Source organism: Nesterenkonia sp. AN1, assembly GCF_000582475.1.
Taxonomy (GTDB): Bacteria; Actinomycetota; Actinomycetes; order Actinomycetales; family Micrococcaceae; genus Nesterenkonia; species Nesterenkonia aurantiaca.
In genome coordinates this window covers 160,297-175,493 of sequence record NZ_JEMO01000023.1, presented here as the reverse complement: position 1 = coordinate 175,493, position 15,197 = coordinate 160,297, and the positions used below count along the sequence as shown (strand labels likewise).

The following is a 15,197-nucleotide window of genomic DNA, read 5'->3' as shown; positions in this document are numbered from 1 at the left end:
GGCGATTCCCGGCCGACGCCGACCGCGGCGCGGCGCCCAAGTGCCCCGGGGCCCCAGCCCCGCTCCCGTCCCCAGCCCCGGCCCCGTCGCAAGGGCACTCGGCGAGAGCGACGAGGTGCAAACTCCCGTGCCGCCGCCGTCGTCGTGACCGCGGGCGTCCTGGCCACCATGGTCGGATCCGTGGCGCTGGATGGACTCATGGACGGTCATTCCCAGGCCGCCACGGGGGCACCCGGAGAGCCACAGCCAGCCGCCGCAGCGCTGGGCGGCGCCTCCGTGACGGCTCCCCAGGCCGGCGCGACCTTCATCTGCCCCCCGCTGCCCGGTCAGCCCGACTCCCTGAGCACCGATGGTCAGCTGGAGTACCGCGACCGGGACTCCTCGGCCGACTCACGCTTTTCCGCGGTGCTCTTCGCCACGGACCTCAGCGGGTCCTTCCCCGACTCCTCGTGGGCCCAGCTGAACCAGGACGAGCGGATCAACGAAACCCCCGTCACCGACGCCTCCGCGGCAGAATCCACCAACCCCGCCGAGACCGCTGACACAGACTCAGATGCCGAAGACTCTGCGGACGCCGGGCTGAGTCAGCGCGAGGCGGTCCATGAATCGGCCCTCGACGTCGCTCGGCCCCCGCTGCTGGAGGCCTCCGCGCCCCCCGATGGCGGTGCGCTCGCTGCCGCGGCGCTCTACGAGTACGAGGCTCAGGACGGCCCGGTGGCCGGTCTCGCGGTCGGTCAGTGCACCGCGCCAGAGCGCGGGCAGTGGTTCTTCGGCCCGGAGGTCGCGGCCGGGTCCACCTCGCTGCTGACTCTGGCGAACCCCTTCGACCGCTCCGCCACCGTGGAGGTCACCAGTGTGGATTCCGACGGTGACCGCGGGGCCACCGGGACACGTTCCGTGGTGGTCCCTGGCCAGACGACTCGCTCCGTGAACATCGCCGGGCTGGCCTCGGCCGGCTCGGATCTGGGGGTGCAGGTCCGTTCGGCAGGAGCGCCGGTCACCGCCCAGCTGCAGTCCTCGCGCGCTGCGGGACTGACCGGCACCGGCGTGGAGTTCCTGCCTCGGCTGACCGCACCGGGCTCCGAACACCTGATGCCCGGGGTGCCATCCCCGAAGGCGTCCCGGACTCGGCAGAGCAGGCGGACGAAGAGTCCACCACTCCGCCGGAGCTCTGGATCCACGTCCCGGGCGACCAGGGCGCGACCGTAGAGCTGCAGGTCTACGGCGAAGACGGCCAGCAGGTCATCGAGACCCCTGGGGTCTTCACGGTCAACGGCGGCGAGATCGACGCGGTGAACCTGCGCGGGCTCGAGCCCGGCGTCAGCGATATCCGGGTGCGCACCGATGTTCCCGCCTACGTGGCGGTGCGCAGCGAGACCGAGACCGGCTCAGACTTCAGCTGGGCCGCTCCGGCCGCGGCTCTGCAGGAGGGTTACGGCACCCTGCTGCCGCAGCTCGGTGAGACGGAGCTGCACCTGTTCGCCTCCGCAGCCTCGGGCAGCATCGCCTACCGAGTGATGGACACCGAGGGAGAGTTCGGCCCCGAGCAGAGCGTGGAGCTCCCGGCTGGTGGCGCGAGCGTCGTCTCCGCCGAGGATCTGGCTGCCGCGGAACCCGAGGGCGGCCAGGAGGCTGCGGTGATCGTGTTCGAGGATCCGCAGCTCGACGGCGAGGGCAGCGTCCACGCCACGATGACCAGTACCACCGACGAAGATCAGTTCAGCCTGACCCCCGTCTCGCAGCTGCGCGGCGCCCAGGAGCACGTGCCGGTGCGGCTGCTGCGCTGAGCCCGCGCGCTGGGCCCGCGCGCTGGGCCGGAGCGCTGAGCCCGTAAGTTGGACGAGCGGACTGGGCCGGCGGGCCGAGCCGGCAGCGCCCCGCGCGGCGCAGACCATTGACAGCGGCCTGAGCGACTGTGGAGCATTCCCGATATGAGCTCCTCTGCCGCCGCGGCCGCTCCCTCCACGCAGTTCCTGCAGCGCCCCGAGGGGAAGCTCGCCTACGACTCGAAGGCACCGGTCCGCTCCTGGTGCTCGTGCCCGGGATGGGCGAGCTGCGCTCCAGCTATCGGTTCCTGGCACCGGGACTGGTGCAGGCGGGCTACACCGTGGTGACCACGGATCTGCGCGGCCACGGCGAGAGCGACCCGAGCTTCTCCGCCTACGGTGATCTTGAGACCGCCTCGGACCTCAGCGCGCTGATCGACTCGCTCGGCGGCCCTGCGGTGCTCATCGGCAACTCGCTCGCCGCCGGGGCCGGGGTGATCGTGGCGGCCGATCACCCGCAGCAGGTCGACGGTCTGGTGCTGCTGGGGCCCTTCGTGCGGAACCCGCCGGCCGGACGGATCAGCCTGGCGATCTTCCGCGCGATGACCTCTCCGTTCTGGGTCGCGTCGATGTGGAAGGCCTATATGCCCACGCTGTACTCGGGGAAGAAGCCGGTGGACTTCACGGACTACCGCAACACGGTCATCGCCAGCCTGCGCCGCCCCGCCTATGCTCGGGCGTTCTCGCTCACCACCCGGCAGACCGACCATGCCCCGGCTGAGGCCCGACTCCTGGAGGTCAGCGCTCCGGTGCTGGTGGTGATGGGAGAACGGGACCCCGACTTCAAAGACCCCGAGGCAGAGGCGCACTGGATCGGGGAGACGCTGAAGGCCGACGTCGTGATGGTGCCGCAGGCGGGACACTACCCGCAGTCACAGCAGCCCGAGCTCACCGAACGCGCGATCATCAGGTTCCTGGAGCACATGGGGCCGCGGATCTGACACCGTGCGGGCCCACAGCGGGGGCGGAGCAGGCCTGCTCCCTGATCCAGGTGGGAACATGCCCGCACCGATCGGCCGCCGCGCCTGACCGGCGTCTGGGGGAGTGGTTGCTAGGGTGGTCTCTCGTGGATTCCTCGCGTCGATGCACCAGAAACAGCTGTGAGCGGCCTGCCGCCGCCACCCTGACCTACTCCTATAAGGACTCCACCGTGGTGGTGGGTCCGCTGAGCGTCTACGCGGAGCCGCACACCTACGATCTCTGCGACCGGCACGCCGCATCGGTCACCCCGCCGCGCGGTTGGGAGGTGCTGCGACTCACGCTGTCCTCAGCGCCGAAGCAGGAGGATGACCTCCTGGCACTGGCCGACGCCGTGCGCGAGTCTCCCGAGGTCCAGGCCGCCTGGGCGCTGGCCCAGAAGGCCCAGCGCGAGGCGGAGCAGTCGGGCCAGACGGACCACTCATCCCAGGGGCCGAGAGCCGAACGCGGCTCCGAGCCGGAGCTGCCCACCCGCTCCACGCGCGAACGCATGGCGCCACCGGTCCGCGCCGGAGGCCCCGGGATCTCCCGCGGCCATCTGCGGATGCTCGAGGACTGAGCCGAGGACTGGGCCGCAGCGCGCGTGGCCCCCGTTGGGGAGACCGCATCCCGGGTCCTGCGCCCGCAGGCGTTGGTAGAGTGAATCGCCAATGACATCGGGAGGTCACGTGAGAACAGATGCGCACGCGCAGACGATGCACATCGGCGAGCTCGCTGACCGCACCGGCATGTCACTGCGGACCATCCGGCACTACGGCGACGTCGGTCTGCTCCCTGCCAGCGGTCGGACCGAGGGCGGCTTCCGGCTCTTCAGCGAGGCGGACCAGCAGCGACTGATGCGGATCAAGTACCTCAAGCCACTGGGGTTCAGCCTCGAGGAGCTCACCGAGGTCGTCGCGCTGCTGGAGCTGGATTCGCTCGACGCCGAACAGCGTGAACGTGCCCAGGCGTCCCTGGACCACGTGGTGCGCGAGCGAGAGAAGCTCGCCGCCTACCTGAAACAGGCTGACCTTTTGGCCGAGCAGCTGAGCCACCAGCTCGACAGCTGAGCATCCGTCCATTCCCTGAGACGTTGCTCACATGAATCGAACCCTACCCTAACGTTAGAGTAGGGTCTCTGTCGTGCCTGGTTGGAGCTCGGCTCACCGGTTCCCCGTTCTTCTCTGCGCAACGCCGCGCCCCGCACCGCTCAATCAATTCAAGGGACACCGCCGTGTCCACAACCCGCGAACGGAGCCTCATGGCCCCCACTCCCACGGCCGTCGCCGAGGAGCTGACCCCGGAACAGCGGCAGTCAGTTCTTCGCACGCTGAAGTCCCCGCGGCTGCTCAAGACCGAGATCCTTGCCGGGCTCGTCGTGGCGCTGGCCCTGATTCCCGAGGCCATCGCGTTCTCGATCATCGCCGGCGTGGACCCGCGGTACGGACTCTTCGCCTCCTTCACCATGGCGGTCTCGATCGCGTTCCTCGGCGGACGCCCCGCGATGATCTCAGCCGCCACCGCGGCGACCGCTCTGGTGATCGCCCCGCTGGTGGCGAGCCACGGCATTGAGTACCTCATTGCCACGGTCATCCTCGCCGGCGTCTTTCAGGTGCTGCTCGCGGTCCTGGGTGTGGCCAAGCTGATGCGGTTCATCCCGCGCTCGGTGATGGTCGGCTTCGTCAATGCTCTGGCGATCCTGATCTTCACCTCGCAGTTCCCCGACCTGATCGGCGTCCCCTGGCTGGTCTATCCGATGGTGGCGGTGGGTCTGGTGATCATCTACCTGTTGCCACGGATCACCACGGTGGTCCCGGCGCCGCTGATCGCCATCGCGCTGCTCACCGTGCTGGCAGTGGTCTTCGCGCTGAACGTCCCCACCGTGGGAGACAAGGGCGAACTGCCCGAGTCGATCCCTGAGCTGTTCATCCCGGACGTCCCCTTCACCATGGAGACCTTCCAGATCATCGCGCCCTTCGCGCTGGGCATGGCGGCCGTCGGACTCCTGGAGTCGCTGATGACCGCGAAGCTGGTCGACGACGTCACCGACACCCGCTCCGACAAGGTCCGCGAGTCCTGGGGCCAGGGCGCGGCAAACATCATCACCGGCTTCTTCGGCGGCATGGGCGGCTGCGCGATGGTGGGTCAGACCATGATCAATGTGAAGGCCTCTGGAGCTCGCACCCGGATCTCCACCTTTATGGCCGGCATCTTCATCCTGATCCTCGCCGTGAGCCTCGGAGATATCGTCGCCCTCATGCCGATGGCCGCGCTGGTCGCGGTGATGATCTTCGTCTCGGTGGCCACCTTCGACTGGCACAGCATCAAGCCTTCCACGCTGAAGATGATGCCCAAGTCCGAGACCTCGGTCATGGTGGTCACCGTGATCGCCACCGTCTGGACGCATAACCTCGCGATCGGCGTCGGGCTCGGTGTGCTCACCGCAATGGTGCTCTTCGCCCGAAGGGTGGCCCACCTGGCCACGGTGGAGCGCCGGATCGAGCAGCACTTCGGCGAGGAGATGGTGAAGTACGAGGTCTCCGGCGAGCTGTTCTTCGCCTCATCGAATGATCTCTACACCCAGTTCAACTACGCGGAGGATCCCGATCACGTGGTGATCGACATGTACAACTCCCACGTCTGGGACGCCTCCACGGTGGCCTCGCTGGACGCGATCACCGAGAAGTACTCCAAATACGGCAAGCGGGTGGAGATCTCCGGACTCAACACCGCCAGTGCCGCACTGCACGAGCGGATGGCGGGCAACCTCGGCGCCGGTCACTGACCCGCCCCGCAACAGCATGGCCTGACTGCACCCAGGGCCGGTGTCCTCGGATGACGACGCCGGCCCTGTGCCGTGGCCTGCGCGGTAGGCTGGGGCCATGCCCAGTGCCCAGCCTTCCGCCGCGCCGCACCCCGCCCCGGGGCCGCCCGCCGGCGCACTCTCTGAGAATCTGCTCAAGATCCTGCGCTGCCCGGTCAGTGGCAGCACCCTGCGCCAGGACGGGGATCAGCTGATCTCCACCCTGGATCCCAACCTGCGCTACCCGATTGAACGCGGCGTGCCGAAGCTTCTCGCCCCGCGCTGAGCCCGAACCTGAGCCAGACCCAGACCCAGAGCCCGAGCCAGCCCGCCGGACGTGACCACGCACGGCATCAGACCTTTACCCCAGACAGCAGAAGGACTTCTATACCTATGAGTTTCGACTACCGCATCGCGGACATCACCTCCCACGAAGCCGGCCGCCACCAGATCCGACTGGCCGAGCACGAGATGCCCGGACTGATGTCCCTGCGCGCGGAGTATGGCGAGTCCCAGCCGCTGGCCGGAGCCCGGATCGCCGGATCGCTGCATATGACGGTGCAGACCGCCGTGCTGATCGAGACCCTGACCGCGCTGGGCGCCGAGGTCCGCTGGGCCTCCTGCAACATCTTCTCCACCCAGGACGAGGCGGCCGCCGCCGTCGTCGTCGGTCCGCACGGCACTCCGGAGGACCCGCAGGGCGTCCCGGTCTTCGCCTGGAAGAACGAGTCCCTCGAAGAGTACTGGTGGACCGCCAGCCAGATCTTCGCCTGGCCCGGAGTCGATGAGGACCCCACGGTGGGCGCGAACATGATCCTCGACGACGGCGCCGACGCCACCATGCTGGTCCACAAGGGCGTCGAGTTCGAGGCCGCCGGTGCGGTGCCCTCGGCGCAGGACTCCGATCCCGAGGAGTACCACTACGTGCTGGCCACGCTGCGCAAGTCCCTTCAGGAGAACCCGCAGCGCTGGACCGGGATCGCGAAGAACCTGCGCGGGGTCACCGAAGAGACCACCACCGGGGTGAACCGGCTGTATCAGTTCGCTCGCGAGGGCAAGCTGCTGTTCCCGGCGATCAACGTCAACGACTCGGTCACCAAGTCAAAGTTCGACAATAAGTACGGCGTGCGGCACTCGCTGCCCGATGGCATCATGCGCGCCACCGATGTGCTCATCGGCGGCAAGGTCTCCGTGGTCTGCGGCTACGGCGATGTGGGCAAGGGTGCGGCCGAGGCGCTGCGCGGCCAGGGCTCCCGGGTGATCATCACCGAGATCGACCCGATCAACGCGCTGCAGGCTGCCATGGACGGCTACCAGGTCGCCCGCCTGGAAGACGTCCTGGAGACCGGTGACATCTTCATCACCACCACCGGCGGCAAGGACATCATCTCCGCCGAGGCGATGCAGAAGATGAAGAACAAGGCCATCGTCGGCAACGTCGGACATTTCGACAACGAGGTGGACATCGCCGGTCTGGCCGCGATCCCCGGCGTGCAGAAGGTCGAGATCAAGCCGCAGGTGCACGAGTGGGTCATGCCCGCCGACGGCACCCGCGCCCAGGGCCACTCGATCATCCTGCTCTCCGAGGGCCGGCTGCTGAACCTGGGCAACGCCACCGGGCACCCGAGCTTCGTGATGAGCTCCTCCTTCGCGAACCAGACCATCGCGCAGATCGAGCTCTTCGCAAAGACCGCTCCGGACTACACCGGGGCGGACCGCTACGAGACCGACGTCTACGTGCTGCCCAAGGTCCTCGACGAGAAGGTCGCCCGGCTGCACCTCGACGCCCTGGGCGCCCGGCTCACCGAGCTCTCCAAGGACCAGGCCGACTACCTCGGGGTGGACGTGGCCGGGCCGTATAAGCCGGAGCACTACCGGTACTGATCTACCGCCGCTGATCCCGCATGTACCGCTGGCGACTCACCGCGGCCCTGGTCTTCCTGGGGCTTGCGGTGGTGTCACCGGTGCTGCTGGTCGACTTCAACGACGACGGCGCGCCCGTGAGCCTCTGGCTGATGGGCGCGCCGTTCGTCTGCGGTCTGATCGGGGCCGGGCTGGCATTATGGGGCCGCAGCTGGGGGCTCGCCGTGGTCAGCGCCTTCGTAGGCTTCTTCGCCGTGCCGGCCTGGGTCTTCGCAGCCTCCGTGTCCGAGGCCATGACCCGGTGATCGCCTCTAGCTGCTCCAGGGGCTCTCGATCCCGATGTACTGGGTGCTGGTGTACTCGGCGAGTCCCTCCGCGCCGCCCTCGCGGCCCAGCCCGGACTGCTTGACCCCGCCGAAGGGCGCGGCGGCGTTGGAGATCACCCCGACGTTGAGGCCGAGCAGGCCGAAGTCGATCCGGTCCCCGATGCGCAGGCCGCGGGAGATGTTCTCGGTGAACACGTAGGAGGCCAGCCCGTATTCGGTGGCGTTCGCCATCGCCACCGCCTCATCCTCGTTGCCGAAGGTCAGCACCGGTGCCACCGGCCCGAAGATCTCCTCCTTCACCACCCGGGCATCGGGGGAGACGTTGCGCAGCAGCGTGGGCGCGAAGAAATGTCCCGGGCCCTCCACAGCGCCTCCGCCGAGGACCACCTCGGCTCCGCGCTGCACCGCGTCCTCGACCAGCTCCGCCACCGAGGCACAGGCCTTCGCGTCGATCAGCGGGCCGACGTCGACCCCCTCCTCGAGCCCGGAACCGACCTTCAGCGCGGACATGCGCTGCGCGAGCTTCGCCGTGAACTCCTCCGCCACCGATTCGTGGACCAGGATTCGATTGGCAGCGGTGCAGGCCTCGCCCATGTTGCGCATCTTTGCGGCCAGCGCCCCGGCCACGGCCTTGTCCAGGTCCGCATCCTCGAACACGATCAGCGGACCGTTGCCGCCGAGCTCCATGGAGGTTCGCAGCACATTCTCGGTCGCCTGATTCATCAGGTGCTTGCCCACGGCGGTGGACCCGGTGAAGGAGATCTTGCGCAGCCGCGGGTCGGCCAGCAGCGGCTCGGAGACCGCGGCGGGGGTGTCGGTGGGCAGCACGTTGAGCACCCCAGCAGGCAGCCCGGCCTCGACCAGCAGCGCGGTGAGGTACAGCGTGGTCAGCGGGGTCAGCGCGGCGGGTTTGAGGATCATCGTGCACCCGGCGGCGAGTGCTGGCGCGACCTTCCGGGTGGCCATCGCCAGCGGGAAGTTCCACGGGTGATCAGCAGACACGGGCCCACCGGCTTGCGGGTGACCAGCATCCGCAGGGTCCCCTCAGGGGTGTCGGCGTAGCGGCCGTGATCGCGCACCGCCTCCTCGGAGAACCAGCGCAGGAACTCTCCGCCGTAGACGACCTCGCCCTGGGACTGGACCAGGGGTTTGCCCATCTCGAGGGTCATCAGCAGGGCCAGCTGCTCGGCGTGGTCCTGCACCAGGTCGAATCCGCGCCGCAGGATCTCCGCGCGCTGCCGTGACGGGGTCCGGCCCCAGGAGTCCTGTGCCGAGGCCGCCGCATCCATCGCGGCACGGGCATCGTCGGCGCCCGCGGAGGCGACGCTGGCCAGGGTCTCCTCGGTGGCAGGGTTCTTCACCGCGAAGCGGGCCCCGGAGCTGGCCTGACGCCACTGCCCGTCGAGGAACAGGCTGGTCGGGGTCTGAGTGAGCAGCGCATCCAGGCGCTGTGGCGACACGTCCATGGTTCAGACCTCCTGAGCCGCGACGCTGTGCCGGCGCAGCGCGCCCTCCAGGACGTCGAGGGCCTCGCTGAGCAGCTCCTCGCTGATCACCAGCGGGGGCAGCAGCCGCAGGACATTGCCGTAGGTGCCGCAGGTCAGCACCAGGACGCCCTGGGCCAGACAATCAGCCGCCACGGCGCGAGTCGTCTCCGGGTCCGGCACGGTGCTGCCCGAGTGGACCAGTTCGATCGCCAGCATCGCGCCGCGACCCCGGACATCGCCGATCGGGCCCTCCGCGGTGCCCAGCTCATCTGCCAGGGCGCGCAGCCGGGGCAGCACCAGGGCCTCGATGGCTCGAGCCCTCCCGGCGAGGTCGTGCTCTTCCATGGTCTTGATCGCCGCCAGGGCTGCGGCGCAGGCCACGGGGTTTCCGCCGTAGGTGCCGCCGAGACCGCCGGGGTGCACGGCGTCGAGCAGATCCGCCCGTCCGGTGACTGCCGAGAGCGGCATCCCGCCGGCGATCCCCTTGGCCATGGTGATCAGGTCCGGGACGACGCCCTCGTGCTCAGAGGCGAACCAGTCGCCGGTGCGGCAGAACCCCGACTGGACCTCGTCGGCGATGAACACGACGCCGTGTTCGCGCGCCCACTCGGCCAGGGTGGGCAGGAACCCCTCGGCGGGAACGATGAATCCGCCCTCACCCTGGATGGGTTCGATCAGGATCGCGGCGAGGGAGCTGGCGCCGATCTGCTTCTCCATCTGATCGATCGCCCGCTTCGCCGCGGTCTTGCCGCTGATATGCGGGTGCGCGTCGCGGTAGGGGTAGCTCATCGGCATCCGGTAGACCTCCGGTGCGAAGGGCCCGAAATTGGTCTTATACGGCATGGACTTCGCGGTCAGCGCCATCGTGAGGTTCGTGCGCCCGTGATAGGCGTGGTCGAAGGCCACCACGGCCTGTCGGCCCGTGGCGAGCCGAGCGATCTTCACCGCGTTCTCCACCGCCTCCGCGCCGGAGTTGAACAGCACCGTGTGCTTGGCGTGATCACCGGGGGTCAGCCGGCCCAGCTCCTCGGCCACCTCGATGTATCCCTCATAGGGGGTGACCATGAAACAGGTGTGCGTGAAGTGCGCCACCTGCTCAGCCACCGCGGCGACGACGGCGGGGGCACTGGCTCCCACGGAGGTCACCGCGATCCCCGAGCCCAGGTCCACGAAGCTGTTGCCGTCCACGTCGCGGATCACGGCGCCGTCGGCGTCGGCGACATAGACCGGCATCACGGAGACCGCGCTGGAGGCCACCGCGGCGGCCCGGCGCTGGGCGAGCCGCTTCGAGGCGGGGCCCGGCACCTCGGTGAGCAGCTCACGACGCTGCGGAAGCCGGGTGGGCAGCGCCGAGAGTGCAGGGAGTGCGCCTTGGCGGGTGCTGGTGGGATCGGTCATCGGGGTCTGCCTTTCGAAGGAGGGGCGGGTGCGCAGCGGTGGTCTCAGCGGGGGCCCGGGGCGCAGGTGGCCTCGGCGCTGGACCGGCTCAGAGTCGGGGGGTCAGCGGGGGTTCGGTGCGGCGGGAGCCGGTGGATTCGAAGGCTGCCGCGATGCGCAGCAGCCGGGCATCGTCATAGGCGCGGCCGGCGAAGGTCAGCCCCACCGGCATCGAGGTGTCACCCATGGTGCCCATGGGCACCGTCACGGTGGGGATCCCCAGGTGGCGCCAGACCAGATTCCCGTTCGCGACCCAGACCCCGTTGCGCCAGGCCAGATCCGCGGAGTCCACCGAGTGATCGGCGTCGGCGGGTCCGACGTCGGCCACGGCGGGGAAGGCGATGACGTCGAGGCCGTGCTGCTCCATCCATCGGTCGAAGTCCAGCTCGCGGGTGCGCAGCAGCCCGTCGATGCCCTCCTGCATCCACGGCAGGCGCCGCAGCTGCAGGTCCGGGTGGGTGCGCACCAGGTCCGGCAGGCCCGCAATGTCATCCTCGAAGCCGTCATAGCGGTCCGGCAGAGCTGAAGGAGGAGCAGGGAAGATCTCGCGGCCGTCGACCCGGACCAGGCTGTGCAGCGCTGGATCGGCGTTGGCGGCCAGAAAGTCCTCGCAGGCCCAGGCCGAGAGCAGCCCCACCTCCTGGCGCAGATACTCCGCGGGGACCAGGCCCCGGGTCGCGATGCTCGGTGCCCCGGGCCGGTCGCCCTCGTAGTTCGTCACCACCGGCAGGTCACTGGGAGTGAGAGTCGCGCCGGCAGCGGTGAGGCTTGCCACGGCGGCCCGCCAGAGCTCCAGCACCGAGGCGCGTGGGATCACCGGGCGGCCGGTGGATCCGCCGATGCCGGTGATGCCCTCGGGTGAGGGCGGAGCGGTCCCCGCCTCGGGGTCCTCGCCCAGATACATCTGGGGAGCCCCGATGCGCAGCCCGCCAAGCGTCTCGCGGGCAGCCGCGGGATCCGAGATGTGCAGCGCGGCATAGGAGGCCGGTCGCAGCTCGGAGACCGGGGGCAGCGGGTGCCAGAGCTGGGTCCGCCAGAAGTCCCCGCGCGGCTGCGGGTCCTCGGCCACGATCACCTCCAAGACCTCGAGCAGGTCGGCCATCGTGCGAGTATGCGGCACGACGACGTCCATGGTCGGCACCAGCGGCCAGTTGCCCCGCATCGAGATCAGGCCCCAGGACGGGGTATAGGCGCAGAGCGCGTTGTTCGACGCCGGGGCTCGCCCCGAAGACCAGGTCTCCTCAGCCAGCCCGAAGCTGGCGAAGCTGGCCGCGGTGGCGGTGCCGGAGCCGTTGGACGAACCAGAGCCGAAGGCCGAGGTCAGATAAGCGGGGTTATAGGGGCTCTCGGCCCGGCCATAGAGGCCGCGCTGCATGCCTCCATTCGCCAAGGGGGGCATGTTGGTGAGCCCCAGCAGGATCGCACCGGCGCCGCGCAGCCGCTCCACCACGAAGCAGTCCCCGCCGGCCATCAGGTCCGCGAACGCCGGGGAGCCCGCGGCGACGCTCAGCCCGGCCACCCGATAGCTGTCCTTGGCGGTGTAGGGAATCCCGTCAAGCGCCCCGCGAGGCTGACCTGCGGCGCGGCGGGCGTCGGAGGCGCGGGCCTCATCCAGGGCGGCGGGATTCATCACGACCATGGCGTTGAGCCCCGGGCCCTGCCGGTCCTCCCGCCGGTCATAGGCCTCGATCCGGTCCAGATAGGCCTGCACCAGCTGCTCGCTGGTGACGCTGCCCTGCTCGAACGCCGCGCGCAGCTCGGCGATGCTGGCCTCGACGACGTCGAAGCCCGCCCCGCTGGTCGTGGCAGTCTCGGTGGTCTCCGCGCTCGCCGGAGGCCGGCTCGCAGAGGAGCCGCTCGATGGTGAGCCGCTCATCGGTCAGGGTCTCCGGGAAGGAGGTCCAGGGGTGCGGCGGGGTTCACCGCGGCGGGCTGCTGCTGGGTGATGCAGTGGATGCCGCCGCCGAAGCGCAGGATGTCCCGGGCGTCGAGAAGCTCGATGCGCCGGTCGGGGTAGGCCTTGGCGAGGATCGCGGCTGCTTCCTCGTCGGCAGGGTCGTCGTAGGCGCAGAGCAGCACCACCCCGTTGGCCACGTAGTGGTTGATATAGGTCCAGTCCACATGCTCCCCGTCCGCGAGGATGGTCGCCGGCGCCGGGACGTCGATGATGTCGAAGGGCTCACCGGCGGCGTCGCGGGCGGTCTCCAGGAAGCCGCGCAGCTCACGGGTGACCGCATGGTCCGGGTGGGCCGGGTTGTCCTGGCGGTGCAGCAGGATGCTTCCGGAGGGGGTGAAGGCCGCGAACATGTCCACATGGCCGCGGGTGCCGAACTCCGCATAGTCCCGGGTCAGCCCGCGCGGGAACCAGACGGCGTGGGTGGTGCCCAGCGCGGAGTGCAGCTCGGCCTCGATCTGGGCGTGGGACATCCCGGGGTTGCGGCCCAGATCGCGCTGGACCGTCTCGGTCAGCAGCACCGTGCCGCGACCATCGACGTGGAAGGCGCCGCCCTCGTTGATCAGCCGACTGGTGACCCGCACGGCCCCGGTCGCGGCGGTGACCGCGGCGGCGATGTGCTCGTCCTTGTTCCAGCTGGCCCAGCTCTGTGCGCCCCAGCCGTTGAACACCCAGTCCACCGCGGCGAGCTCGCCGTCGGACCGGTGGACGAAGGTCGGTCCGATGTCGCGCATCCAGGCGTCATCCAGCGGCAGCGGCCGCAGCGTGACCGTGTCACCGAGCAGCTCCTGGGCCACGGTGAGATCCATAGGGGCCACCACCACGGTGACCGGTTCGTGCTCGGCGATCAGCTTCGCCACCCGGACCCAGGCCGCCCGGGCGGCGTCGAGGGTGGCGGATCCAGGTGCACCGAAGGTGGCGTTGGCGCAGGGGAACGCCATCCAGGTGCGCTCATGCGGCGCCCATTCCGGGGGCATTCGCAGGTCGAGGTGGGGGGAGGAGGTCATGGGGCTCCGTCAGTCGGCGATGAACTCGGTGGTCTCGAAGCGCTGGCGGAAGAACTCGGGCCGCTTATGGTGCTGCCAGAACATCGCGGCGATGCCGAGGGTGAAGACCAGCATGCCCAGGATGAACACCAGGCCGATCCCGCCGATCTCCGAGCCGGAGCCGTAGTCCGGATCCATGGAGTCCCAGATGGTCTGGAAGAAGAAGATCAGCAGCAGGATTCCGCCCACCAGCGGGGCGAGCAGCTTGTTGAAGAATGCACCCGCGGAGGCGGTGGCCTCGTGGCGGAAGTACCAGACGCAGGCCAGCGCGGTGATCCCGTAGTAGAAGCAGACCATCATGCCCAGCGTGGTGATGGTGTCCCACAGGACGTTCTCCGAGATGATGCGCATCACCACGTAGAACACCGAGGCGATGATCACCGCGACCACGGTGGCGTATGCCGGAGTCTGGTAGCGCGGGCTGACCTGGGAGTACTTGCGGTTCAGCGCGCCGTAGTGGCCCATGGCCAGCATGGTCCGGGCCGGGGAGATCATCGTGGACTGCAGCGAGGCGGCCGAGGAGGAGAGCACCGCGAGCGACATCAGGATCGCCATCGGGCCCATCACCGGTCCGGCCAGGGCGGCGAAGACGTTCTCCTGGATGTCCGGGTTGCCCAGGCCGTACTCGCCGTCGGAGACTCCGGCGAAGGTCAGCGCGCCGAGGGTGACGATGGTGTAGAGGCTCACGACCACCAGGATGGTCAGGATCGCGGCCCGCCCCGGGGTGGTGGTGGTCCCGCGGGACTCCTCGTTCATGGTCAGCACCACGTCCCAGCCCCAGTAGATGAACACCGAGAGGGCGATGCCGGCGGAGAAGGCCGAGAAGGACTCGATGCCGAAGGGGTTGAACCATTCCCAGCTGAAGCCGGTGGCATCGAAGGCGGAGCCGGCCGAGACCTGGCGGAACGCCGCCACGGCGAACCAGAGCAGCACCAGCACCTGGAAGGAGACCAACACATACTGCACGGTCTTGGTGGTCTCCATCCCGCGGTAGGAGACATAGGCGGCTGCGGCCATGAAGATCACGCAGGTGATCACGTTGACCGGGACGTTGCGGGTCAGCTCGGCGATCGAATCGACCCCGGTGATCTGGCTGATCGCCAGGTAGAAGAAGTCCACCGCGATCCCCGCCAGGTTGGAGAGCACCAGGATCGTGGCGGCGAGCAGTCCCCAGCTGCCCATCCAGCCGATCCACGGACCGAAGGCCTTCGATGCCCAGGTGAAGGTGGTGCCGGCGTCGGGCATCGCACGGTTCAGCTGGCGGTAGCCAGAGCGACCAGCAGCATCGGCAGGAACCCGACGATCAGCACCGCCGGCAGATGGTCCCCGACCGCTGAGGCGGTGGGCCCCAGGGCCCCGGAGAGCGTGTAGGCCGGAGCGATCGTGGAGACGCCGATCACCACGGCGCCGAGCGCGCCGATGCTGCCGACGCTGAGCCCCTTGCTGTGGGTGTGCTGACCGGGTGCCTTGACGACGGGGCCGCGTGGTTCGCTCATGA

Annotated in this window: 12 protein-coding genes and 2 pseudogenes; 9 read left to right on the top strand and 5 right to left on the bottom strand. The window is 69.2% G+C overall.

The window, feature by feature from the left end:
* From BG28_RS12505 to BG28_RS12465, 9 genes are all read left to right on the top strand, one after another.
* Window positions 1-1,209 (top strand): DUF5719 family protein (locus BG28_RS12505; protein WP_235181102.1); only part of this gene is annotated, 1,209 nt, incomplete at its 5' end.
* Complete coding sequence (locus tag BG28_RS12500; RefSeq protein WP_369797247.1) at window positions 1,107-1,787, top strand: DUF5719 family protein; 681 nt, start codon at window positions 1,107-1,109, stop codon at window positions 1,785-1,787. The genes BG28_RS12505 and BG28_RS12500, both read left to right, overlap by 103 nt.
* A gap of 242 nt (window positions 1,788-2,029) precedes the next feature.
* A complete protein-coding gene (locus tag BG28_RS12495) occupies window positions 2,030-2,767 on the top strand; it encodes an alpha/beta fold hydrolase (protein ID WP_235181101.1) in 738 nt (245 codons plus the stop codon).
* Between the two features lie 125 nt (window positions 2,768-2,892).
* Window positions 2,893-3,363, top strand: coding sequence for a DUF3499 domain-containing protein (locus BG28_RS12490; RefSeq protein WP_084479713.1), 471 nt, complete (start codon window positions 2,893-2,895; stop codon window positions 3,361-3,363).
* Window positions 3,364-3,472: 109 nt separating this feature from the next.
* The gene (locus BG28_RS12485) at window positions 3,473-3,853 is read left to right on the top strand and encodes a MerR family transcriptional regulator (protein WP_341802707.1); all 381 of its coding nucleotides are present in this window, start codon (window positions 3,473-3,475) and stop codon (window positions 3,851-3,853) included.
* A gap of 191 nt (window positions 3,854-4,044) precedes the next feature.
* Entirely contained in the window at window positions 4,045-5,568 is a 1,524-nt protein-coding gene (locus BG28_RS12480) for a SulP family inorganic anion transporter (RefSeq protein ID WP_036477326.1), read from the top strand.
* A gap of 97 nt (window positions 5,569-5,665) precedes the next feature.
* On the top strand, window positions 5,666-5,872 hold the full coding sequence (locus BG28_RS12475; protein ID WP_036477324.1) for a Trm112 family protein: 207 nt from the start codon (window positions 5,666-5,668) through the stop codon (window positions 5,870-5,872).
* Between the two features lie 107 nt (window positions 5,873-5,979).
* On the top strand, window positions 5,980-7,470 hold the full coding sequence (gene ahcY, locus BG28_RS12470; RefSeq protein WP_036477321.1) for an adenosylhomocysteinase: 1,491 nt from the start codon (window positions 5,980-5,982) through the stop codon (window positions 7,468-7,470).
* Between the two features lie 20 nt (window positions 7,471-7,490).
* Entirely contained in the window at window positions 7,491-7,754 is a 264-nt protein-coding gene (locus BG28_RS12465) for a hypothetical protein (RefSeq protein WP_036477320.1), read from the top strand.
* Window positions 7,755-7,760: 6 nt separating this feature from the next.
* Here the strand turns inward: BG28_RS12465 and BG28_RS12460 are convergent.
* From BG28_RS12460 to BG28_RS12440, 5 genes and pseudogenes are all read right to left on the bottom strand, one after another.
* A pseudogene (locus BG28_RS12460) lies at window positions 7,761-9,241 on the bottom strand (NAD-dependent succinate-semialdehyde dehydrogenase).
* 3 nt (window positions 9,242-9,244) lie between these two features.
* A complete protein-coding gene (gene gabT / locus BG28_RS12455; protein ID WP_051501421.1) occupies window positions 9,245-10,660 on the bottom strand; it encodes a 4-aminobutyrate--2-oxoglutarate transaminase in 1,416 nt (471 codons plus the stop codon).
* An 88-nt stretch (window positions 10,661-10,748) separates the two neighbouring features.
* Window positions 10,749-12,575: an amidase gene (locus BG28_RS12450; RefSeq protein ID WP_084479712.1), complete on the bottom strand. Its 1,827-nt coding sequence runs from the start codon at window positions 12,573-12,575 to the stop codon at window positions 10,749-10,751.
* Window positions 12,572-13,660 carry an agmatine/peptidylarginine deiminase gene (locus BG28_RS12445; RefSeq protein ID WP_051501420.1) on the bottom strand — a complete coding sequence of 363 codons (1,089 nt, stop codon included), beginning with the start codon at window positions 13,658-13,660 and terminating at the stop codon, window positions 12,572-12,574. The genes BG28_RS12450 and BG28_RS12445 overlap by 4 nt, the downstream gene beginning before the upstream one ends.
* 9 nt (window positions 13,661-13,669) lie before the next feature.
* A pseudogene (locus BG28_RS12440) lies at window positions 13,670-15,195 on the bottom strand (APC family permease).
* Window positions 15,196-15,197: the final 2 nt, after the last annotated feature.

What these genes read in the sequence shown, in the direction of transcription:
- BG28_RS12480 (WP_036477326.1), top strand. Translation starts at nt 4,045, where the DNA reads ATGGCCCCCACTCCCACGGCCGTCGCCGAGGAGCTGACCCCGGAACAG.
- BG28_RS12475 (WP_036477324.1), top strand. Translation starts at nt 5,666, where the DNA reads ATGCCCAGTGCCCAGCCTTCCGCCGCGCCGCACCCCGCCCCGGGGCCG.
- ahcY (WP_036477321.1), top strand. Translation starts at nt 5,980, where the DNA reads ATGAGTTTCGACTACCGCATCGCGGACATCACCTCCCACGAAGCCGGC.
- BG28_RS12465 (WP_036477320.1), top strand. Translation starts at nt 7,491, where the DNA reads ATGTACCGCTGGCGACTCACCGCGGCCCTGGTCTTCCTGGGGCTTGCG.
- gabT (WP_051501421.1), bottom strand. Translation starts at nt 10,660, where the DNA reads ATGACCGATCCCACCAGCACCCGCCAAGGCGCACTCCCTGCACTCTCG.
- BG28_RS12450 (WP_084479712.1), bottom strand. Translation starts at nt 12,575, where the DNA reads ATGAGCGGCTCACCATCGAGCGGCTCCTCTGCGAGCCGGCCTCCGGCG.
- BG28_RS12445 (WP_051501420.1), bottom strand. Translation starts at nt 13,660, where the DNA reads ATGACCTCCTCCCCCCACCTCGACCTGCGAATGCCCCCGGAATGGGCG.